At 59.8% G+C, this 20,914-nt stretch carries 20 protein-coding genes; 17 read left to right on the top strand and 3 right to left on the bottom strand.

Annotated features, from left to right (window positions below; all coding sequences use genetic code 11):
• Nucleotides 1–13: 13 nt before the first annotated feature.
• The 7 genes from QO231_RS08260 to QO231_RS08230 all read left to right on the top strand — a co-directional run bounded on the left by QO231_RS08260 (nt 14) and on the right by QO231_RS08230 (nt 6,574).
• Nucleotides 14–793 carry a DUF2182 domain-containing protein gene (locus QO231_RS08260; protein WP_316775451.1) on the top strand — a complete coding sequence of 260 codons (780 nt, stop codon included), beginning with the start codon at nt 14–16 and terminating at the stop codon, nt 791–793.
• A gap of 4 nt (nt 794–797) precedes the next feature.
• The gene (locus QO231_RS08255; RefSeq protein ID WP_316775048.1) at nt 798–1,502 is read left to right on the top strand and encodes a DUF1326 domain-containing protein; all 705 of its coding nucleotides are present in this window, start codon (nt 798–800) and stop codon (nt 1,500–1,502) included.
• Complete coding sequence (locus QO231_RS08250; protein ID WP_316775047.1) at nt 1,499–2,011, top strand: DinB family protein; 513 nt, start codon at nt 1,499–1,501, stop codon at nt 2,009–2,011. Before QO231_RS08255 ends, QO231_RS08250 begins: the two co-directional genes overlap by 4 nt.
• Complete coding sequence (locus tag QO231_RS08245; protein WP_316775045.1) at nt 2,011–3,120, top strand: dimethylsulfoniopropionate demethylase; 1,110 nt, start codon at nt 2,011–2,013, stop codon at nt 3,118–3,120. Before QO231_RS08250 ends, QO231_RS08245 begins: the two co-directional genes overlap by 1 nt.
• A 111-nt stretch (nt 3,121–3,231) precedes the next feature.
• Nucleotides 3,232–4,227 carry an acryloyl-CoA reductase gene (gene acuI, locus QO231_RS08240; RefSeq protein WP_316775043.1) on the top strand — a complete coding sequence of 332 codons (996 nt, stop codon included), beginning with the start codon at nt 3,232–3,234 and terminating at the stop codon, nt 4,225–4,227.
• A gap of 262 nt (nt 4,228–4,489) precedes the next feature.
• A complete protein-coding gene (locus QO231_RS08235) occupies nt 4,490–4,894 on the top strand; it encodes a universal stress protein (protein ID WP_316775041.1) in 405 nt (134 codons plus the stop codon).
• 45 nt (nt 4,895–4,939) lie between these two features.
• Nucleotides 4,940–6,574 carry a BCCT family transporter gene (locus QO231_RS08230; RefSeq protein ID WP_316775039.1) on the top strand — a complete coding sequence of 545 codons (1,635 nt, stop codon included), beginning with the start codon at nt 4,940–4,942 and terminating at the stop codon, nt 6,572–6,574.
• A 54-nt stretch (nt 6,575–6,628) separates the two neighbouring features.
• Here the strand turns inward: QO231_RS08230 and QO231_RS08225 are convergent, their stop codons facing one another.
• The gene (locus tag QO231_RS08225; protein ID WP_316775037.1) at nt 6,629–7,003 is read right to left on the bottom strand and encodes a VOC family protein; all 375 of its coding nucleotides are present in this window, start codon (nt 7,001–7,003) and stop codon (nt 6,629–6,631) included.
• Between the two features lie 133 nt (nt 7,004–7,136).
• Between QO231_RS08225 and QO231_RS08220 the strand changes: the two genes are divergently transcribed.
• From QO231_RS08220 to QO231_RS08190, 7 genes are all read left to right on the top strand, one after another.
• Entirely contained in the window at nt 7,137–8,360 is a 1,224-nt protein-coding gene (locus QO231_RS08220; protein WP_316775035.1) for an aminotransferase class V-fold PLP-dependent enzyme, read from the top strand.
• 48 nt (nt 8,361–8,408) lie between these two features.
• Nucleotides 8,409–9,830 (top strand): cryptochrome/photolyase family protein, encoded by a 1,422-nt coding sequence (locus QO231_RS08215; protein WP_316775033.1) that lies wholly within the window; start codon nt 8,409–8,411, stop codon nt 9,828–9,830.
• A gap of 78 nt (nt 9,831–9,908) precedes the next feature.
• Entirely contained in the window at nt 9,909–11,117 is a 1,209-nt protein-coding gene (locus QO231_RS08210; RefSeq protein ID WP_316775031.1) for a cyclopropane-fatty-acyl-phospholipid synthase family protein, read from the top strand.
• A 15-nt stretch (nt 11,118–11,132) separates the two neighbouring features.
• A complete protein-coding gene (locus QO231_RS08205) occupies nt 11,133–11,573 on the top strand; it encodes a TrgA family protein (protein WP_316775029.1) in 441 nt (146 codons plus the stop codon).
• An 8-nt stretch (nt 11,574–11,581) separates the two neighbouring features.
• The gene (locus QO231_RS08200; protein ID WP_316775027.1) at nt 11,582–12,715 is read left to right on the top strand and encodes an NUDIX domain-containing protein; all 1,134 of its coding nucleotides are present in this window, start codon (nt 11,582–11,584) and stop codon (nt 12,713–12,715) included.
• A gap of 72 nt (nt 12,716–12,787) precedes the next feature.
• Nucleotides 12,788–13,822: a cysteine synthase A gene (locus QO231_RS08195; RefSeq protein WP_316775026.1), complete on the top strand. Its 1,035-nt coding sequence runs from the start codon at nt 12,788–12,790 to the stop codon at nt 13,820–13,822.
• Nucleotide 13,823: 1 nt separating this feature from the next.
• Nucleotides 13,824–16,259 carry a DUF3772 domain-containing protein gene (locus QO231_RS08190; RefSeq protein WP_449421108.1) on the top strand — a complete coding sequence of 812 codons (2,436 nt, stop codon included), beginning with the start codon at nt 13,824–13,826 and terminating at the stop codon, nt 16,257–16,259.
• Nucleotides 16,260–16,602: 343 nt separating this feature from the next.
• Here QO231_RS08190 and QO231_RS08185 read toward each other — a convergent pair whose 3' ends face one another.
• On the bottom strand, nt 16,603–17,442 hold the full coding sequence (locus QO231_RS08185) for an AAA family ATPase (RefSeq protein ID WP_316775023.1): 840 nt from the start codon (nt 17,440–17,442) through the stop codon (nt 16,603–16,605).
• A 184-nt stretch (nt 17,443–17,626) separates the two neighbouring features.
• Between QO231_RS08185 and dksA the strand changes: the two genes are divergently transcribed.
• Together dksA and QO231_RS08175 are read left to right on the top strand one after the other, a co-directional pair.
• A complete protein-coding gene (dksA, locus tag QO231_RS08180; RefSeq protein ID WP_394356587.1) occupies nt 17,627–18,049 on the top strand; it encodes an RNA polymerase-binding protein DksA in 423 nt (140 codons plus the stop codon).
• A 72-nt stretch (nt 18,050–18,121) separates the two neighbouring features.
• The gene (locus QO231_RS08175; protein ID WP_316775021.1) at nt 18,122–19,276 is read left to right on the top strand and encodes an FAD-dependent monooxygenase; all 1,155 of its coding nucleotides are present in this window, start codon (nt 18,122–18,124) and stop codon (nt 19,274–19,276) included.
• Nucleotides 19,277–19,285: 9 nt separating this feature from the next.
• On the opposite strand, the gene xth is transcribed toward QO231_RS08175, so the two are convergent.
• Nucleotides 19,286–20,065 (bottom strand): exodeoxyribonuclease III, encoded by a 780-nt coding sequence (gene xth, locus QO231_RS08170; RefSeq protein WP_316775018.1) that lies wholly within the window; start codon nt 20,063–20,065, stop codon nt 19,286–19,288.
• A gap of 380 nt (nt 20,066–20,445) precedes the next feature.
• On the opposite strand from xth, the gene QO231_RS08165 reads away from it, so the two are divergent.
• A partial coding sequence (locus tag QO231_RS08165; protein ID WP_316775016.1) for a DUF6749 domain-containing protein occupies nt 20,446–20,914 on the top strand: 469 nt, incomplete at its 3' end.

Below are 20,914 nucleotides of genomic sequence, written 5' to 3'. Positions count from 1 at the left end.
CGTGCCTGTGGCAATGCTTCGCAACGGTCTTTGGCTGGGTTTCTTCGCCGCGATCCTGTGGGCGTGGTGGGTGCTTTATTCCATGGCCGTCGGGATGGATCTTGACCTGATCGGGCGGCCCGGAGCCATGGGCGAGGCAATGCGCCGGATGGATCCGCGCATGGACATGTACATGCCGATGGCGCATTTCTGGCCGCTGTTCTGGATGTGGGCGGTGATGATGGCGGCGATGATGTTGCCGACGCTGGTGCCCACGCTGCGCAGTTACGAAGACCTGATTGCAAGCGCCGATGGCAGCCGGGCCGGCTGGTTGGCGGTGCTGCTTGGCTATCTGATTGTCTGGCTGGCGTTTGCGGCGGCCATTGCGGGTGTGCAACTGGCGCTGCTCTACGGGGGTGTCATCGACATGCTCGGGATTGCAACGTCGCCGCTGATGGCAGGGGGGCTGCTGATCTTGGTGGGCCTGTTCCAGTTCACGCGCACCAAGGAACTTTGCCATGGCGTCTGCCACAGCCCGATGAGCTATTTTCTGGGTCGTTGGCGCACCGGCTTTGCCGGCGGCCTTCGAATGGGGCTGGGGCTGGGTGCCTATTGCGTCGGGTGTTGCTGGGGCTTCATGGCGCTCGGGTTCGTGGGCGGCGTGATGAGCCTGCTCTGGATGGGGGCGGCGACGCTCTTCATGGTGGTGGAGAAGCTACCGCAAGTTGGGCATTTTGTAACAAAGCCAATGGGGCTTGCATTGATCGCTGCGGGGATCGCGGTGATTGGCTGGCCCTGGTTCTTCGGAGGATAGAAATATGGCGACGAACAAGCGACCGGATGCAGACAAGCTGCCGATCAGTCAGAGAATAGACAGTCGGATGCCGAACCCGAAGCGGCGTCAGATGACGCCAACGGACTGGGCGATCAAGGGTGAACTGATCCTGAACTGTTCTTGTGATGTGTTTTGTCCCTGCGTCGTCTCGCTGGGCGCGCATCCTCCGACAGAAGGGCATTGCCATGCCTGGATGGGGATCATCATCGACGAAGGCCATTTCGAGGGCGAAGATTTGTCTGGGCTGAATGTCGGTCTGCTGGTCGATATCCCGGGCCGAATGGGTGAGGGGCAATGGAAGGTTGCCGCCTATGTGGACGAGCGTGCCAGCGGCAAGGCCTACAACGGTATTCTGCAAATTTTCAGCGGGGCTGCAGGCGGCACAACAGGGTTGTTCACGATGCTGGTCAGCGACATCATCGGGGCCGAACGCGCGCCGGTGCTGATCGAGCGGGACGGCAACCGCCGCCGCATCTCGATCGGGCGCAAGATCCAGGGTGAGGTCGAGATGCTCGAGGGCAAGGACGCCGATCATCCGGTCATGGTGACCAACAGCAAATATTGGATGGGACCGGACATCATGGTGGCGCGTGGGCTTAAATCCAAGGTGCGCGATTATGGCCGGGTCTGGGATTTCGGCGGTAAGTCGGCCGAAGTTTGCCCGATCGACTGGCATGGCCCAAAATGAAGATCGGCCCTGAGTATTGCGTGATGATGGCGCGGTACAACACCTGGCAGAACCGTCAGGTGTTCGATCTGCTGCGCGATGTTGACCCGGCAGAGCTGACACGTGACCGGGGCGCGTTCTTTGGGTCGATCCTTGGCACGCTCAGCCATCTTTTGTGGGGCGATCATATCTGGATGTCGCGCTTTGACGGCGGAACCGCGCCGGAAGTGCCCGGCGACAAGAGTACGACCCTCGTGCCGACACTGGGCGCCTGGGAGGCGGAGCGAGTTTGCATGGACGGTCGTATCCGTCTGTGGGCAGACGCGCTGGACAACAGCGATCTTCAGGGCGATCTGGTCTGGTACTCCGGTGTAGCGGACCGCGATATGAGCAAGCCCATGGCGTTTTGCGTCGTCCATATGTTCAATCATCAGACCCATCATCGCGGACAGGTGCACGCGATGATGACCGCAGCGGGTCTGGCCGCTCCTGTCAGCGATCTGATTTTCATGCCAGAGGAGGTTGCCTGATGGCCGCGCCCGTGTTGTCTCCCTCGCGCCGGCTGCGCAGGACGCCGTTCTCTGACGGGGTCGAGGCTGCGGGGGTCAGGGCCTATACGGTCTACAACCATATGTTGCTCCCAACGATGTTTCGCAGCGTTCAGGAAGATTACCGCCACCTCAAGGAGGCGGTTCAGATCTGGGACGTGGCCTGCGAACGGCAGGTGGAGTTGCGCGGGCCGGACGCCGGGCGCCTGATGCAGATGCTGACACCGCGCGACCTGCGTCGCATGACACCCGGGCAATGCTACTATGTGCCGATCGTGGACGAAACCGGCGGTATGCTGAACGATCCGGTTGCGGTCAAACTGGCCGAGGACCGATGGTGGATTTCGATAGCCGACAGCGATCTGCTCTATTGGGTGCGGGCGACGGCGATCGGCTGGCGGCTGGATGTGCTGGTGGACGAGCCCGATGTCTCACCGCTGGCGGTACAGGGACCAAAGGCCGATGATCTCATGGCGCAGGTCTTTGGCGATTCCGTGAGCGATATCCGGTTCTTTCGTTTTGGCGTGTTTGATTTTCAGGGGCGCGATATGGTGATCGCACGCTCCGGCTATTCCAAGCAGGGCGGCTTTGAAATCTATGTCGAGGGCAGCGATATCGGCATGCCTTTGTGGAATGCGTTGATGGAGGCGGGCAGGGCCCTGGATGTCCACGCAGGCTGTCCGAACCTGATCGAGAGGATCGAGGCCGGGCTGTTGAGCTATGGCAATGACATGACGGATGACAACACCCCACATGAATGCGGGCTGGGGCGGTTCTGCAACACGCACACGGCCATTGGCTGCATCGGCCGCGACGCCTTGCTGCGGGTCGCCAAGGAAGGTCCGGTGCAGCAGTTGCGCGCGATCGAGATTGACGGACCGCCGGTGCCGGGCTGCGATCGCTGGTGGCCGCTGACGGCAAATGGCAAACCGGTCGGGCGGGTGAGTTCGGCCGCCTGGAGTCCGGATTTCGACACCAACGTCGCCATCGGAATGGTCCGGATGACCCATTGGGACCCGGATACCGAAATCGAAGTCGCCGCACCGGACGGGCTGCGCAAGGCGATCGTGCGCGAGTCCTTCTGGCTCTAGCGCGAACGGGCAGGTCGGATGCCTCCGGCGGGAGTATTTTTGCAAAGCTGAAATCAGCAAAGACAAGCAGGGCCGCGCGGATTGTGTGGTCGGAACATGAAGGAGTTTGAGATGTTCAACGCATTGGTTGTGAACAAGGACGAAGAGAGCGGCAAGACCAGCGCGGCCGTAACGCAGCTTGGTCTGGATGATCTGCCGCATGGAGACGTGACCGTGGCGGTGGAGTACTCGACGGTGAACTACAAGGATGGTCTGTGCATCGGGCCCGGTGCCGGATTGGTGCGGAAATACCCGCATGTGCCGGGTATTGATCTTGCCGGAACCGTCGAGGAGTCATCCGATGACCGCTACAAGCCGGGCGACAAGGTGGTTCTGACCGGCTGGCGCGTCGGCGAAGCGCATTGGGGCGGCTACACGCAAAAGGCGCGGGTGAATGCCGATTGGTTGGTTCCGTTGCCAGAGGGGCTGGACACGCGCGCGGCAATGGCCGTGGGGACTGCCGGGTTTACCGCGATGCTGGCGGTGATGGCGCTTGAGGATCATGGGCTGAAGCCGGGGCACGGCCCGGTCCTGGTGACCGGGGCCGCTGGCGGTGTCGGCTCTGTTGCCACCGCGATTCTGGCGCATCTGGGCCATGAGGTCGCTGCCGTGACCGGACGCCCGGAGCAGGAGCCGTATCTGCGCAGCATCGGGGCGACGCAGATCGTTGCCCGTGAAGAGCTGACCGAAGCCACCCGCAAGCCGTTGGAAAGCGAGGTTTGGGCAGGGTGTGTCGACGCGGTGTCCGGCGTCATGCTGGGCCGGGTGCTCAAGCAGATGAAATACGGGACTTCGGTGGCGGCCATCGGACTTGCGGGAGGCGCGGCAATCGAAGGGGCGCTGATCACGCCGTTCATCCTGCGGGGCGTGAACCTGTTGGGGATCGACAGCGTGATGCAGCCTTATGACAACCGTCTGCGCGCCTGGACGCGGATCGCAAACGATCTGCCGATGGACAAGCTTGAGGCGATGGTACAGCCCGCAACGCTGAGCGATTTGCCGCAATTGGGGGCCGATATCCTGAACGGCCAGGTGAAAGGCCGCGTCGTCGTCGATGTGAATGCCTGAACAGGCAACGTTCCGTTGACTGCGTGACGCAACCTCAGGCGGGGACATTCCCGCCTGGGATCATATCCCACCGTCGCAACCGGTTGCTGTAAGGTCGCGGATGGTTGCATGCCCTGACACAATGGCTTTACGCTGACCCCTGTCGGCCCGGCCTGATGCGGCCGGGATATCCCGAGACATGCTCGGGCAAACATGTCGGCTTCGCGTCGTTCTTGCGAAGCATGCATAGGCAGGAAAGGCGTATCTCGTATTCTCCAAAATCATGGTGCCGGTCGATCTGGTCCACGCGGCACGGCTCGGTCGTGCGCTCAAGGTGGCGGCGGAATTGGCCGGTTTGTACAATGCGGAAATCTGCTTTGTAGCCGTTACCGCATCTACACCGGGACCCGCAGGGCACAACCCGCAGGAGTTTGCCGCAAAGCTGGAGGCGTTTGCGCAAAGCGAGGCCGAAACACACGGTGTAGCGGCCTCGTCACACAGTATCATCAGCCACGATCCGGCGATTGATATGGATCGCGCGCTATTGAAGGCGCGAGAGGAAATCGGCGCAGACCTGGTCGTCATGGCCAGCCACGTGCCGGGCATCGCCGATTATCTGTTTCCGTCTCACGGCGGTCGGATGGCGCAGCATGCCGGTGTCTCGGTGATGATCGTGCGTGAGGAGTGATCGCAGACAGCACCGAACGACTGAATCAATAAACGGGAGGTCGCCATGAGCGATGAAGTAACCAACCAGGGTATTCCGGAGCCCGAAGGTGCCGCCGAAGTCATCGATACGGACTATGAGATCGGACAAGACAATTTTGAAGGCAGCGTCGGGCCCATCGGGTTTGACATTCACAACCCGGTGTTCATGGTCTCGGGTCTGGCGATTGTCGCCTTTGTCTTCTATGCACTTGCATTGCCAGAACAATCCGCGGCCCTGTTTGGCTGGTTGCGTCCGGCGGTCACATCGACCTTTGACTGGTTCTTTCTGGCCTCGGCAGATGTCTTTGTCCTGTTTTGCCTGTTCCTGATCGTGTCTCCCTGGGGCAAGGTGCGGTTGGGTGGCGCAGACGCGACGCCGGACTATTCCTACATCGGATGGTTCGCGATGCTGTTCGCCGCCGGGATGGGCATCGGCCTCATGTTCTATGGCGTCAGCGAACCGATGAGCCATTTTTCGACATCCTTTGGCGGTGTCGTTTCGGAGGGCGGAGCCCGGACCGATTGGGCCCCTCTGGGCGCAGCGGCGGGTGACGAGGCGGCTTCGGTGCGGCTGGGCATGGCGGCGACGATCTTTCACTGGGGTCTGCACCCCTGGGCGATCTATGCGATTGTTGCGCTGTCGCTGGCGTTGTTCACCTACAACAAGGGATTGCCGCTCACCATCCGGTCGGCGTTTTATCCGATCTTTGGGGAACGTGTCTGGGGCTGGACTGGCCATATCATCGATACGCTGGCCGTATTCGCCACCCTGTTTGGCCTCGCCACGTCGCTGGGTTTTGGCGCGACACAGGCCAATGCGGGACTGAACGAACTGTTCGGCGTTCCGATCGGCGCGTCCACCGAGGTGATCCTGATCACGGCGATTACCGCCGTTGCCCTGATTTCGGTTGTGCGTGGCCTGGATGGCGGCGTCAAGATTCTCTCCGAGATCAATATGGGACTGGCTTTCGTCCTGCTGATCTTTGTGCTGATCGTAGGGCCGACCGTGGCGATCCTGACGGGATTTGCCGACAGTCTGCTTGCCTATGTGGAGTATCTGCCGGCGCTGGCCAATCCGTTCGGCCGCGAAGACGTCAACTTCAGCCAGGGCTGGACGGCATTCTACTGGGCATGGTGGATCAGCTGGTCGCCTTTTGTGGGCATGTTCATCGCCCGTGTCAGCCGGGGGCGCAGTGTGCGTGAGTTCATCATCTGCGTCTTGTTGATCCCGAGCCTTGTCTGCGTGCTGTGGATGAGTGTCTTTGGTGGCACCGCCATTCATCAGGTTGTCGCAGACGGGTTTACCGGGGCACAGGATGCATCGCTGGAGCTGAAGCTGTTCAAGATGCTCGGCGAATTGCCGCTGGCCTCGATCACGTCGTTTGTCGGGATCGTCCTTGTCGTGGTGTTCTTTGTGACGTCGTCGGACTCAGGCTCCTTGGTGATCGACACGATCACCGCCGGTGGCAAGGTCGACGCGCCGGTCCCACAGCGGGTGTTCTGGTGCATCTTCGAAGGCGCGGTGGCGATTGTGTTGTTGCTGGGGGGCGGACTTGGCGCGCTTCAGGCGATGGTGATCTCGACCGGCCTGCCATTCACGGTGGTTCTGCTGCTGATGTGTTGGGCGATCGTGAAAGGCCTGGCGTCCGAGCCACGCTGAGCGGCGGTTTGACAATGAAACGCCCCGGCCTTCCAGCCGGGGTGTTTCATGATTTCAGGACCGCATTTTGAAGAATCCAATCGAGTTTCCGTCCGGATCCGTGGCATAAAAGAACCGTCCCGGTGGAATGTCGATGATGGGCGAAAGAACTTTGCCGCCGGCATCCGTCACCCGGTTCATCGTTTCTTCCAGCGTTCCGGCGCTGGCCAGATGCAGTGTCGGGCCACGCCCGTCTTCGGCAGGCTTGCCGGGATAGAGATGCAGCGCGACACCGTTGTCCAGCGTCTGGAAATCCGCGATCGGATTCGGCCCGGTTTCGGTACGGTTCAGGCTGCCGCCGGTGACGGTGGTGTAAAAGGCAATCGCCTTGTCCAGATCAGAGACTGGAATTTCGGCCCAGACAAGGGCATTTTCAGGCAGGTTGGTCATGGTGTGTCCTTTCGAGTCATGATGGATCGAGGATAGCAGGGGCTGTTGTCAGTATCTGTCATCAGCGCTGGCGCTTGACCTCTGCGGTCAGGACCGGCATCCATTTCACGACGGGGTAAGGTGGAGAGATGATATGGCGTTGGATACAGACTTTGTGCGCGGGCAGTTTCCGGCATTCTCCGAACCGTCGCTGCAGGGGCAGGCGTTCTTCGAGAATGCGGGCGGATCCTATGCCTGCCGTCCGGTGATCGACCGGCTGACGCGCTACTATACACAACGCAAGGTGCAGCCCTACGGGCCGTTTGAGGCCAGCCGATTGGCGGGCGAGGAGATGGACGAAGCCCGAACGCGGATGGCTGCGATTCTGGGCGTTGAAACCGATGAGCTCAGCTTTGGCCCGAGCACGACGCAGAACACCTATGTTCTGGCGCAGGCGTTTGGGGCGTGGATGAAACCGGGCGAGGCGATTGTCGTCACCAATCAGGACCATGAAGCCAACTCCGGACCGTGGCGGCGGCTCGCCGATCGGGGCATCGAAATTCGCGAGTGGAAGGTCGACTCGGTGACGGGCCATCTGGCGCCCGAAGATCTCGAAGACCTGCTCGACGAATCCGTTCGGCTTGTCTGTTTTCCACACTGTTCAAACGTTGTGGGCGAAATCAATCCGGTGACCGAAGTAACCGCGATTGCCCATGCCGCAGGCGCTTTTGTCTGCGTGGATGGCGTCTCCTATACGCCGCATGGCTTTGCCAATGTGGGGCGGCTGGGGCCGGACATCTACCTGTTTTCGGCCTACAAGACCTATGGTCCGCACCAGGGGTTGATGGTTATCCGTCGCACGCTGGGTGAATTGCTGCCCAACCAGGGTCATGTCTTCAACGGCGACTCGCTTTACAAGCGCTTCACGCCTGCGGGACCGGATCATGCGCAGATCGCCGCGAGCGCCGGGATGGCGGACTACGTCGAAATGCTCTGCACCCATCACGGTGGGCCGACGGGAAAGCCGTCTGAGCGTGGCGCGTTTGTACATGACCTGATGCGCGCCTACGAGATCGAATTGCTGCAACCGCTTCTGGACGCAGTCAAGGATCGCAATGCCGTGCGCCTGATCGGACCGTCCGACGCCACACTGCGCGCACCGACGGTGGCGCTGGCTCTGAACCGGAACGCCGGGCAGGTCGCCGCCGAACTTGCCGAACATGGGATCATGGCGGGTGGTGGTGACTTCTATGCGGGACGGGCGCTGCAAGCGGTCGGCGTGGATATGGACGCGGGCGTGCTGCGGCTCAGCTTTACCCATTACACCTCCAGGGCAGAAATGGATAAGCTTCTCACCGCGTTGGACCGCGTTCTTTGATCCACCCTTCAGGACGGCGCGTATCAGTCGGAAAGAGGCTGGGCGCAGATGAGTAGTAATTCACCGATCCTGATGTGGTTCAGGCGCGACCTGCGTCTTTCCGATCACCCGGCCCTCAGCGCGGCAAGCAAGAGCGGGCGCCCCGTCATACCGATCTTCATACTGGATCCCCTGGCCAGATCGCTGGGGGCCGCCCCGAAGTTTCGGCTGGGTCTTGGGGTGGACCGGCTTGCCAATCGTCTGAAGGCGCAGGGAAGTCGATTGATCCTGCGCAGTGGTGACGCACGGGACGTGATTGAGCAGTTGATCAAAGAGACCGGGGCAGGGACTGTCTATTGGTCGCGCCTCTATGATCCTGACTCTGTGGCGCGGGACACCGGGATCAAGGCGACGCTGAAGGCGCGCGGGATCGAGGCGCAGTCGTACGGCGGGCATCTGATGTTTGAACCCTGGACCGTTCAAACCAAGACGGACGGATACTACAAGGTGTTCACGCCGTTCTGGAAAGCGGTCAAGCAGCGGGAGGTCGAGTCACCACTGCCCGCGCCATCACGATTGGCGGCGCCGGATGTATGGCCAGACTCGGAAGCGCTCTCTGACTGGCACCTCGGCGTGGCGATGAACCGGGCCGCAGACATTTTGCGCGGCCATGCGCGCGTAGGTGAAGACGCCGCCCTTGCCCGGCTGGGCCAGTTCATTGAGGAAAGTGTCGGACGCTATGCGGAGCGGCGCGACATCCCGGGAGTCGACGGCACCTCGGGCCTTTCGGAGAATCTGAGCCTGGGCGAGATCAGCCCGCACCGGTGCTGGCATGCCGGGTTGCGAGCCCGCCACGAGGGCAAACCGGGTGCTGAGACCTTTCTCAAGGAACTGGTATGGCGAGAATTTGCCTATCATCTGATGCACCACACTCCACGTATCCTGACGGCCAACTGGCGTGAAGAGTGGGAGGCCTTTCCGTGGGAGACGGACCCCGGTCATCCGCACGCCGTGGCCTGGAAACAGGCGCGAACCGGGATCGAGTTTGTCGACGCGGCCATGCGCGAGATGTACGTGACAGGGCGGATGCACAACCGGGGCAGGATGATCGTGGCGAGCTTTCTGACCAAACATCTAATGTGTCACTGGAAAACCGGCATGGCGTGGTTTCAGGACTGCCTGACAGACTGGGATCCTGCCAGCAATGCAATGGGGTGGCAGTGGGCGGCAGGGAGCGGGCCGGACGCGTCGCCGTATTTCAGGGTGTTCAACCCGGCCACCCAACTGGATAAGTTCGACCGGGACCGGAGCTATGTACGACGCTGGATTGCTGAAGGGCAGGGAGACCCACCCGAGGACGCGCTTGCCTATTTTGACGCGATCCCGCGTCGCTGGGCGCTGTCGCACGACGATGGATATCCATCTCCGATCGTGGCGCTGGACGATGGCAGGAAATTGGCTCTTGCCGCCTATCAGTCGCGCGGTTTCTAGCGCCGAAGTTCGGATCACTTGTTTGATATCGCAACAGGAATTAACCTCTCTTTCGGAAAGTGGCATGGGGAATAGCCGATGATCCTGACTTCGGTCGACGGGCAGACGAACCTGCCCAGGTATTTTGCACAGGCAATGGATGTCGTGCAGCGGATGGAATGTGGCCGTCTCGATATCCGTCTGGATGACGGTCGCGTGTTTCGTTACGAAGGGCCAAAGCCTGGACCGGTCGCCGAATTGCATGTGCACAATCCAGATCTTTTTGCGCGGCTGGTGCGCGAAGGCGATCTGGGATTTTGCGACGCCTATCTTGAACACTGGTGGAGCACCCCGGATCTGCAGGCGTTCATGGACCTCGTGCATCTGGGCAATGACATCATCTATGACGGATTTCCCGGCATGTCGCTGGTGCGCGCTTATGAACGCCTTCGGTTCTGGCTGCGGCGCAATCATCGGGAACAGGCCCGCAAGAACATCTCTTATCACTATGACCTGGGCAATGATTTCTACGGTCTCTGGCTGGACGATACGATGACCTATTCCAGCGCGCTTTTCGTAACCGGACAGGAGAGCCTCGAGGCCGCTCAGATCGCCAAATACGCGAACCTGATTGACCAGATGGGCGCGCAGCCCGGAGATCATATTCTCGAAATCGGCTGCGGCTGGGGCGGCTTTGCGGAATACGCCGCCAAGGAACGCGGGATGCGGGTGACCGGGTTGACGATCAGTCAGGAACAGTTGAGATATGCGAGAGATCGCATTGAAAAGGCAGGATTAAGTGACCGTGTGACCTTCAAGATGCAGGACTATCGCGACGAAACCGGCACCTATGACGGCGTCGCCAGCATCGAGATGTTCGAAGCCGTCGGCGAGAAATACTGGCCGGTGTTCTTTCAGACCGTGCGGGAGCGGCTCAAACCCGGGCGCAATGCGACCTTGCAGATCATCACCGTCGCTGATCGCCGCTGGGAGGTCTATCAACGCGGTGTCGATTTCATCCAGAAATACATCTTTCCAGGGGGGATGTTACCTGCGCCATCGGTCTTGCGGCAACAGATCGAAAAGGCGGACCTGATCGTGACGAGGTCAATCGAATTCGGCTCCAGCTATGATCAGACCCTTCGGCGCTGGCATGATACCTTCAACGAGAAATGGGACGAGATTGCAAAACTCGGCTTTGACGATCGTTTTCGGCGGATGTGGAATTTCTATCTGACATCCTGCGCGGCGGCTTTTGACAGTTCCAATGTGGACGTGACACAGATAACGGTGACACGACCTGCATAGGATCCGAACCGCCGCATGCCAACCACGTCACGACTCGTCGCTGCTGTCTGCCTGGCGCTTCTCGCCTATGTCCTGTCCCGTGTGGTCATGCCATTGATGCCCGAGGGCATGAACTTTGGCTATTTCATCTACGTGAACATGGGGCTTGGCGTTCTGATCGGCTGGAACGTTATCGGCAGCCGCGCAGGGCGTGGCACGACCGCGGCCATCAACAACGGGCTGACAGGGGTTGTCGCGCTGATCTTCTGGGGGTTATTCGTGCAGGGTTGCTATGAAATGTTCGATCAGGCCATGAACAACCGGTTTGATGGCCCGTTCGAGGCGCTCGTTGCAATCCTCGAGATCGCAGCCGAATACGCGCTGATCCTGTTGACCCCGACCTTCATCCTGACGGCCCTGCTCGGCGGGGCTCTGTCTGGGCTGGCGACCGAATGTGCATGGCGTCGCTGGCGCTGATCACTGGAATGGATGATACCTTGTCTGATTTCTTTTTCTACGGCACGCTGCGCCACTTGCCGCTGTTACAGATCGTTTTGGGGCGGGAGGATGACACTCTTGAATACGAGGCCGCGCGGCTCGCCGATCATGGTGTGTTTCAGGTCGCGGATACGCCGTTTCCCCACTTTGCCGCCGCCGCCGGTTGCAACTCTTCCGGGATACTTGTGCGCGGCATTACCGATGAGGAAACAGCGCGGCTCCGGTTTTGTGAAGGCGGGTTTGATTTCGAGCTTCGGCCGGTTTCGGTGGCGCTGGAAGATGGCGTATCGACCTACGCATCGGTGTTCTTTCCGACCACGCAACAGGCTCCGACATCAGAACCCTGGTCGTTTGACGACTGGGCGAGAAACTGGTCAAAGATCAGCGTTATCTCGGCCCGGGAGGTGATGGCGTGGTACGGGCGCAAGACCCCCGCCGAGATTTCGGTGTCCTTTCCGGGCATCCGGCGTCGCGCGTCGGCATTTGTGGCGGGGCAGAAACGGGCGCCGGATCCCGAGTGGGACCTGTCGCAGGATGTGATCGTGGCAGCGCACCATCATCCCTATACCAAGTTCTTTTCTCTGCAGGAAATCGACGTGCAGATGCGCCAATTTGATGGCCATATGAGCGATGTTCTGAACCGCGCGGCGATTCTGGTCGGGGAAGCGGCCGTGGTGCTGCCTTATGATCCGCTGCGCGACTGCGTGATGCTGGTCGAGCAGTTTCGCGCGCCGGTGTTCATGGCGGGCGATCCCGCCCCCTGGATATGGGAACCCATCGCCGGGCTGCTTGAGCCGGGCGAGGCGGCGGAAACCGCGGTCCGGCGTGAGGCGCTGGAAGAGGCGGGATTGACCCTTGGCCGACTGGAACCCGCAGGCGAGATGTATTCCAGCACGGGGTCTTCAACCGAATATCTGTACCTGTTTGTGGGCTTTGCCGACCTGGGTGGCGATGTCACCGGAATGGGTGGCACGGACGAGGGCGAGGACATCCGCAGCAAGGTGATTGGATACGAGGAACTGATGCAGGGGATCGACGCCGGTCTCTATAAGGACATGCCGCTTGTCACGACCGCGCTATGGCTTGCGCGGCATCGTGAGAGACTGCGCACATCGGCGTAGTTACGACGTGTCAACGCTTGAGGTCGGACAGCGCCAACGATACATGGGGCTGGAGTAACTGTTGGGGACATCATGCATATCGCACGTGATCTGGCCGAGGCCGTAGGAAATACACCGTTGATCCGGTTGCGCCGCGTCAGCGAGGAAACCGGCTGCGAAATTCTGGGCAAAGCCGAGTTCATGAACCCCGGCCAATCGGTCAAGGACCGTGCGGCGCTGTTCATCATCCGCGACGCCATCGCCAGGAACGAATTGCAGCCCGGCGGAACCATCGTTGAGGGTACGGCCGGAAACACTGGCATCGGGCTGGCACTTGTCGGTGCGTCGATGGGATTCAAGACCGTCATCGTGATCCCCGAAACACAAAGCGAAGAGAAAAAGGACATGCTGCGCCTGGCAGGGGCGGAACTGGTGCAGGTTCCGGCAGCACCCTATCGGAACCCCAACAACTTTGTGCGCTACTCCGAACGGCTGGCAAATGAACTGGCCAAGACCGAGCCACATGGAGCGGTCTGGGCAAACCAGTTCGACAACGTGGCCAATCGGCAGGCCCATGTGGAAACCACCGGTCCGGAGATTTGGGCGCAGACCGAGGGCAAGGTCGACGGATTTGTAAGTGCGGTCGGTTCCGGCGGGACGCTCGCGGGCGTCGCAGAAGCGTTGCAACCAAAGGGCGTCAAGATCGCCCTGGCCGATCCGATGGGCGCGGCTCTCTACAGCTACTACACCACCGGAGAGCTTGTGACCGAAGGGGGCAGCATCGCCGAAGGCATCGGACAGGTGCGGATCACCGAGAACCTGAAAGGGTTCAAACCGGATTTCGCATACCAGGTACCGGATGAAGAGGCGCTGCCTTATGTGTTTGATCTGCTTCGGGAAGAAGGCCTGGTGATGGGCGGCTCCACCGCGATCAATATCGCTGGTGCCGTGCGCATGGCGCGCGACCTGGGGCCGGGGCATACCATCGTGACGGTGCTGTGCGACTATGGCACGCGCTATCAGTCAAAACTGTTCAATCCGGACTTTCTGAAGGACAAGAACCTGCCGGTGCCGACATGGATGACCAAAGGGCCTGTCTCGATACCTGGCGTGTTCGAGGACGTCTGAGGTGCAGTCGGTGCGCGCATTTCTGCTAACAGGTCTTTCCATAGTCTTGCTATGGGGTGCATCGCTTGCGGGTGCGCAACAGATCACAGACGAGCAACGCGCGTTTCATGATCGATGGCTTGCCACCGCGCAACGCGCCGAAACGGTTCTGAACACCAAGCGTGCCTCCAACGCCTCGCTGGAACAGCTGCGCACGGAAATCGTGGAGTTCCGCGACACCTTCAACGTTAGCCGCACCCGGAACAGCGACCGGATCGAGACACTGCAGAGCCAGCTGGAAGCGCTCGGACCGGCACCCGAGGATGGTGCCAGCGAAGTGGCGGACATAGCTCAACTGCGCCAGCGTCTCAACGATCAGCTCGACAGTCTGAAGGTACCCGAGGTCATTTCCGAAGAAGCCTACAGCCGCGCCAACGGGCTGATCAGCGAAATAGATTCGACGATCTGGGAACGGACCAAGCGGGAATTGCTGTCGCGCGGCCCTTCACCATTGAACCTGGCCCTGTGGCCCGAGGCCTACAGAGAGTCCCGCCTCGCCCTGCTGAGGCTGTATCACGAGACAGTCGAGAACTTCGGGATTGGAGCGGTCAGGGCGCAGGTCCAGGATCGGTTGCCCGTAATTGTCATCCTGACAGTCCTTGGGATGGTCCTCCTGGTCAAGGGAAAGCGCTGGTCAGACAGGGTCGGAAACTACCTGCGGTCGCTTGGCGGTGCCGGAAGCGGCGTCTGGACATTCGTGGTTTCACTGACACGTATCCTGATCCCCTGGATCGGAGTTGTCTTCATATCCTTTGCCTTGCAGTTTACCGGTATCCTCGGTGTTCGCGGAACGTTGCTTGTGCAGCAAATTCCGTACCTGTCTGCAGTGTTTCTGAGTCTTGACTGGATCCGGCGGCAGATCGTCAGCTATGCGGTCCTCAACGACCCGGAAGGCCCGATTGCGACAAAGGCGACGCAGTACAGGATCTACGTCGGTTTGCTCGCTGTGTTCCTTATCCTAGAGGAACTCGTGCGTCTGTTTGAGCGGATCGACAATCCGTCGGAAGGAACGCTGGCGGTCATTTCCTTTCCCCTCATTCTGGTGACGGGGCTGGTCCTGCTGCGCATGATGCGCTTGCGGCGATCAAAGTTCGTAGAACCCGATCAATTTGAAGAAGAAGAAGGCCACAAGGTCGGGTTCTCCAGTGCGATCGACCTGGTGCAGCGCGTTGTGTACCTGCTTGGGATTATCTCGCCGGTTCTGGCAGCCTTTGGCTATGTTGCCGCGGCCGATGCGATTGTGTTTCCCGCTGTCGAGACAATCGCCTTGATGGCGACCGTTATCATCCTGCATAGGTTCGCAACCAATCTGTACGGCTGGATCTCTGGCAAGGGTGAGGCGGCAGGAGATTCGCTGCTAATCGTCGTTGTCGGGTTTGTGCTGACTGTCCTCGCATTGCCCGTGCTTGCGTTGATCTGGGGCGCTCGGTCGGCGGAACTGGCTGAAATCTGGTCGACCCTGATGAGCGGTTTCGATGTCGGTGGAATCAGAATTTCGCCGACGATCTTTATCGTGTTTGCCGCGGTTTTCACGATCGGATACACGCTGACGCGGTTGCTGCAGGGTGGGCTGCGCAACTCGCTGCTGCCAAAGACGCGGATGGATGCGGGCGGGCAAAATGCGGTCGTATCAGGCGTCGGCTATATCGGCATCTTCTTCACAGCACTGTTGGCCATCATCAGCGCGGGGATTGACCTGACTGCCCTTGGCTACGTGGCCGGTGCGCTCTCGGTTGGTATCGGTTTTGGCCTGCAGAATATCGTCTCGAACTTTGTGTCCGGGATCATCCTTCTGATCGAACGGCCGATTTCCAAGGACGACTGGATCGATGTCAACGGGCAGATGGGCTATGTGCGCGACATCTCTGTTCGGTCCACACGGATCGAGACCTTTGACCGCACCGATGTCATCGTGCCCAACTCTGATCTCATAAGCGGCACGGTCACCAACTTTACCCGCGGCAACACGGTCGGACGCGTAATCGTTCCCGTGGGGGTCGCCTATGGCACTGACCCCAGGAAAGTTGAAACCATCCTGTCCGAGATTGCTAATGCCCATCCCATGGTTCTGGCGCATCCCGCACCAAGTGTGGTGTTCCAGGGGTTCGGGGCGGATTCTCTTGATTTCGAGATCCGGGCAATCTTGCGGGATGTGAACTGGGTATTGTCCGTCAAGTCCGACATGAACTACGAGATCTCGCGCCGGTTTGTCGAGAACGGGATCGATATACCATTCGCACAACGCGACATCTGGCTGCGCAACCCCGAAGCACTTTCAGGCAATCCGACACCGGAACCTGACGTGGCCCCTCAGCCTGCAAGACCGCCTGCCATAAAACCCATGGACCTTACCGAAGCCGACATGGGAGACGGGGCCGGAAACGGCGACGACTACTGAGGTGTCTGGCTGCCGGCGAAACATTGGCAACCGCGCCCTAAAGCGTTCCGTGTTAAACCTGAATCGCCTAACGCTGCCTGAAATCATAGATTTCAACGCGTTAGGTGACACTAGATGATCCAAGTTAGACGCGAAACGCACTAGATGGCCTGCGGCCAACCATTGAACTGATCTCCGTAGAAGTCTTTGCCACACGGGTGATCTAGCGACATGGACAAGCAGAAAGCCCATGACCACCTCGACCTGAGGCGACGGTATGTGCGGCTTGGCCTAAACCAGTCACGGTGCAGGATCGGCCATGGCTGACCCGGAGATTGAGACAAGGCCGAGGCCAGCGGTACGTTTACCGCTGACTGCGCGCCATAAAGGCCAGCCGTTCGAACAGATGCACATCCTGTTCGTTTTTTAGCAAAGCGCCGTGCAGCTTGGGCAGAGCATTGGCGCCATCGCGTTTGAGGTCTTCGGCGGTCAGATCCTCTGCCAACAGCAGCTTCAGCCAGTCCAGAACCTCGGACGTTGATGGCTTCTTCTTGAGGCCGGGCTGTTCGCGCAATTCATAGAATTGCGTCAGCGCCGTGGTCAGCAATTGTTCCTTGATACCGGGATGATGCACTTCGACGATCCTGCGCATGGTCGCTTCGTCCGGAAATCGAATGTAGTGAAAGAAACAGCGGCGCAGAAAGGCGTCGGGCAGTTCTTTTTCGTTGTTGGAGGTGATGATGACGATGGGGCGCTGGCGGGCGCGAATTGTCTCGCCGGTCTCGTAGACAAAGAACTCCATCTTGTCGAGCTCCTGCAGCAGATCGTTGGGGAATTCGATGTCCGCCTTGTCGATTTCGTCGATCAGCAAAACCACCTTTTCGCCCGCCTCAAAAGCCTGCCAGAGCTTGCCTTTCTTGATGTAGTTGGCGACATCATGCACCTTTTCTTCGCCAAGCTGGCTGTCGCGCAGACGGCTGACTGCATCGTATTCATACAGGCCCTGCTGCGCACGGGTGGTCGACTTGATGTTCCACTCGATCATGCTCAGCCCGAGCGACTCTGCAACCTGCCGCGCCAGTTCGGTCTTGCCTGTGCCGGGCTCGCCCTTGACCAGCAATGGCCGCTCCAGCGTGACGGCGGCGTTCACAGCAATGGTCAGGTCGCTTGTCGCTACGTAACTTTCTGTGCCTTGAAATTTCATGCTTTTACAACCCTTTGGTAATAGGTCCGCGTGGGAAACCGGTTGATGGTGCTTTTAACCCGACCCGTGCAGGATTGTGTAGTGACATTCTGAATAGCGTCAGCTAAATGCAGCGTCAGTGAGGAGCCAGATGTCTAAGGAAGTAATGTTGCCAGGCAGTGTTGGCCAATCCGAGGGAGCTAAAATGAAGCAGGACGATTTTCTGCCGGATGACTATCGTCCGGCCGAGGATGAGCCGTTTATGAACGACAAGCAGTTGGAGTATTTCCGCCGAAAGCTGATCGAGTGGAAGAACGAGCTGATGGCGGGGAGCCGGGATACAATCGAAGGGCTGCAGGACGGGACGCGCAATATTCCTGACGTGGCAGATCGTGCCAGTGAAGAGACCGATCGCGCACTTGAACTTCGTACGCGTGACCGACAGCGCAAGTTGGTTGCCAAGATCGACAGTGCCTTGCGCCGTGTCGAAGAGGGCGAGTACGGGTATTGCGAAGTGACCGGAGAACCAATTTCGCTAAAGCGGCTCGACGCACGGCCGATTGCGACCATGAGCCTTGAGGCGCAGGAACGGCATGAACGGCGCGAGAAAGTACATCGCGACGACTGATCAACTGATCGGTATGCAAATGAATGTGCGCCGGGGCTCTTGCTCCGGCGTTTTCTTTGGGTGAAGTCAAAGATGGCTCTGAAGGATCTGGACATTGTTGTCGTCGGTGCCGGGATCGGCGGATTGGCGACGGCCCTGGCGTTGCGCCAAACAGGCGCGCGTGTCCGGGTGCTGGAGCAGGCCGTCGAACTGAGCGAGATCGGCGCGGGCCTTCAGATCAGCGCCAACGGCATGGTGGTGCTGCGCGCACTCGGCGTTGTACCGCAAGGCTCCGGCGGACCGGGAGTGCGATCCGATGGCACGATCATTCGGGACTATCGGACCGGTCGTCGGGTCACCACCCTGCCGCCGCCAACGGCCGGGCCGACATATTACTTTCATCGGGCCGATCTGATCGACCTCCTGCACAGTGCAGCGGAGCGCGCCGGTGTCGACCTCGTCCTCGCACAGCAGGTCGCATCCTACGACGCGCGTGGGGGGCAGCCGTCCGTCGAAACCGTGGATGGGCAAGTGCACCTTGCGAACCTTGTAATTGCGGCTGACGGCGGCCGTAGCCGGTTGCGCGACACGCTTGCCGGACCGGGAGCGCCTCGATTCACAGGACAGGTTGCATGGCGGGCAACGATCAGCGGGCAGAACGCGGATCTTGACCCGAGGGCCGTTCTGACCATGGGGCCGGGGCGTCACATCGTGACCTATCCGCTCCGCGGTGGCCGCCAGACAAACATCGTTGCGGTGGAAGAGAGAACGGATTGGCGGGAAGAGGGCTGGCGGCATCAAGGCGATCCCGAGGACCTGAAACGTCGGTTTTCGGGATTTGGCGGAGAGGTTGCCGAGCAATTGGCGGCTGTCAAAGCCGTGCACCTCTGGGCCTTGTTCCTGCATCCGGTTGCCAGCCGGTGGCAGGACGGGCGGCTGGCGCTTGTCGGGGATGCGGCGCATCCGACATTGCCGTTCATGGCGCAGGGGGCCTGTCTGGCATTGGAGGATGCCTGGGTCCTGGCGCGAAGCCTCTCGCAGACGGGCGACCCGGCCACGGGCCTGACGACATACGAAGCCACACGAAAACATCGCGCACAGCGCGTCGTCGCCGCCGCGTCAGCAAACGCGCGCAATTTCCACTACAAGAGCCCGATGCGCCAACTGGCGCAACTCGGTCTGATTGCCCTGGGGCCACGGATCGCGCGGCGCTATGACTGGATATATGCCCACGACGTGACCCGCTGAGCAGGCTTTCTAGACATCCAGATCGACCCAGACAGGAACGTGATCCGACGGTTTTTCATACCCGCGAATGTCCTTGTCGATCTGGCAATCCGTCAGAAGATCGGCGGCTTGCGGGGTCAGCAGGAAATGATCTATCCGGATGCCGTTGTTCTTGTTCCAGGCACCCGCCTGGTAATCCCAGAACGAATATTGTTCGGGCGCCTGTGATCGCGCGCGGAAGGCATCTGTAAAGCCCAGATTGACGATGCGTTGATAGGCGTTGCGGCTTTCTGGCCTGAACAGGGCATCTTCGCGCCACGAGTCGGGGTGCTTTGCATCTTCGGCCTGGGGTATGATGTTGTAGTCGCCCGCCATCAATGCCGGCTGTTCCTGTGCCAAGAGTTCGGCGGCGCGCGCATGGAGGCGTTCCATCCAGGCCAGCTTGTAATCGTATTTCGGTCCGGGGGCCGGGTTTCCGTTGGGCAGGTACAGCCCGCAAATGCGAATGGCCTTGCGACCCACGACTGTCGCCTCGATCCATCGGGCCTGATCGTCGGTATCGTCGCCCGGCAGTCCGCGGCTGACGTCCTCAAGCGGAAATTTCGACAAAATCGCTACGCCGTTAAAGGATTTTTGACCATGTGCGGCGACATTGTACCCGCGGTCTTCAAACAGCTCGCGGGGAAAGTTCTCGTCTACCGACTTGATCTCTTGCAGCAGCACGACGTCCGGCCGCGCATCATCCAGCCAAGCGGGCAACGCCTGCGCGCGCGCCTTGATGCCGTTGATGTTAAATGTAGCGATTTTCATTCCGTTTCCCCGACCCGATGCGCCTCGTCGATCTATCGCTGATGCGGTCGTTCAGGGCAAGGTCGCCAGCTCGCGACATTGCTGACACAATTTGTGTCATTCCGAATCGCTGAGCGGTCAAATGACCAAATACTCGATCTGATTCGGCTTCGGTGACGTTAGGTAACGTGCCAATCCGAACACATTTTTGGCATGTGGATAACATTTTTTTAACGCATTCTGCGTCAACGTGTTTTCCTACAGCGTCAATACGCTGGCCGAATTTTTTGATGTGGATAAGTCGCCAATTTTGCAACCTATCCAAGAAAAAGTTCTTTGAAAATCTACCATTGAGTGCAAGCGTCGGGGGGCAATCAACTCCAACACTGAGGATCACTGCCATGAACGCTCAACGTAAAATCAAAGAGATTCAAAACGTTACCATCACCGATGAAGCCGGAAGCCTGTTTGACGGCGAGGGCACTTCCATGTTCTCGTCCGGGTCGGCGCCCACTTGCCAGGGTGACACCTATACTGGTGATGCGACCGCACTGTTTTCGTCCGGTTCCGCCCCTGTTGCCTCGAGCGCAACAATCACGGGTGAAGGCGTTGAAATGTTCTCGTCCGGCTCCGCTCCGGTCACATCATCAACAGCTTTGACCGGTGATTTGGTCCAAATGTTCTCCTCCGGCTCCGCTCCGGTTGCCAGCGGCGATGCGATCACCGGCGAAGGCACACAGATGTTCTCGTCCGGCTCCGCTCCGGTTGCCAGCGGCGATGCGATCACCGGCGAAGGCACACAGATGTTCTCGTCCGGCTCCGCTCCGGTTGCCAGCGGCGATGCGATCACCGGCGAAGGCACACAGATGT

It is taken from the genome of Sedimentitalea todarodis, from assembly GCF_032595355.1.
Classification (GTDB): Bacteria; Pseudomonadota; Alphaproteobacteria; order Rhodobacterales; family Rhodobacteraceae; genus Sedimentitalea; species Sedimentitalea todarodis.
Note: the sequence above shows the minus strand (reverse complement) of the source record. Positions and strands in the feature narration are given on the sequence as shown.

Coding starts and splice junctions, on each gene's coding strand:
- QO231_RS08230 (WP_316775039.1), top strand. CDS start 4,940: ATGAGCGATGAAGTAACCAACCAGGGTATTCCGGAGCCCGAAGGTGCC.
- QO231_RS08215 (WP_316775033.1), top strand. CDS start 8,409: ATGAGTAGTAATTCACCGATCCTGATGTGGTTCAGGCGCGACCTGCGT.
- QO231_RS08185 (WP_316775023.1), bottom strand. CDS start 17,442: ATGAAATTTCAAGGCACAGAAAGTTACGTAGCGACAAGCGACCTGACC.
- QO231_RS08210 (WP_316775031.1), top strand. CDS start 9,909: ATGATCCTGACTTCGGTCGACGGGCAGACGAACCTGCCCAGGTATTTT.
- acuI (WP_316775043.1), top strand. CDS start 3,232: ATGTTCAACGCATTGGTTGTGAACAAGGACGAAGAGAGCGGCAAGACC.
- QO231_RS08200 (WP_316775027.1), top strand. CDS start 11,582: ATGGATGATACCTTGTCTGATTTCTTTTTCTACGGCACGCTGCGCCAC.
- QO231_RS08255 (WP_316775048.1), top strand. CDS start 798: ATGGCGACGAACAAGCGACCGGATGCAGACAAGCTGCCGATCAGTCAG.
- QO231_RS08205 (WP_316775029.1), top strand. CDS start 11,133: ATGCCAACCACGTCACGACTCGTCGCTGCTGTCTGCCTGGCGCTTCTC.
- QO231_RS08260 (WP_316775451.1), top strand. CDS start 14: ATGCTTCGCAACGGTCTTTGGCTGGGTTTCTTCGCCGCGATCCTGTGG.
- QO231_RS08220 (WP_316775035.1), top strand. CDS start 7,137: ATGGCGTTGGATACAGACTTTGTGCGCGGGCAGTTTCCGGCATTCTCC.
- xth (WP_316775018.1), bottom strand. CDS start 20,065: ATGAAAATCGCTACATTTAACATCAACGGCATCAAGGCGCGCGCGCAG.
- QO231_RS08195 (WP_316775026.1), top strand. CDS start 12,788: ATGCATATCGCACGTGATCTGGCCGAGGCCGTAGGAAATACACCGTTG.
- QO231_RS08175 (WP_316775021.1), top strand. CDS start 18,122: ATGGCTCTGAAGGATCTGGACATTGTTGTCGTCGGTGCCGGGATCGGC.
- QO231_RS08245 (WP_316775045.1), top strand. CDS start 2,011: ATGGCCGCGCCCGTGTTGTCTCCCTCGCGCCGGCTGCGCAGGACGCCG.
- QO231_RS08235 (WP_316775041.1), top strand. CDS start 4,490: ATGGTGCCGGTCGATCTGGTCCACGCGGCACGGCTCGGTCGTGCGCTC.
- QO231_RS08225 (WP_316775037.1), bottom strand. CDS start 7,003: ATGACCAACCTGCCTGAAAATGCCCTTGTCTGGGCCGAAATTCCAGTC.
- dksA (WP_394356587.1), top strand. CDS start 17,627: ATGAAGCAGGACGATTTTCTGCCGGATGACTATCGTCCGGCCGAGGAT.
- QO231_RS08250 (WP_316775047.1), top strand. CDS start 1,499: ATGAAGATCGGCCCTGAGTATTGCGTGATGATGGCGCGGTACAACACC.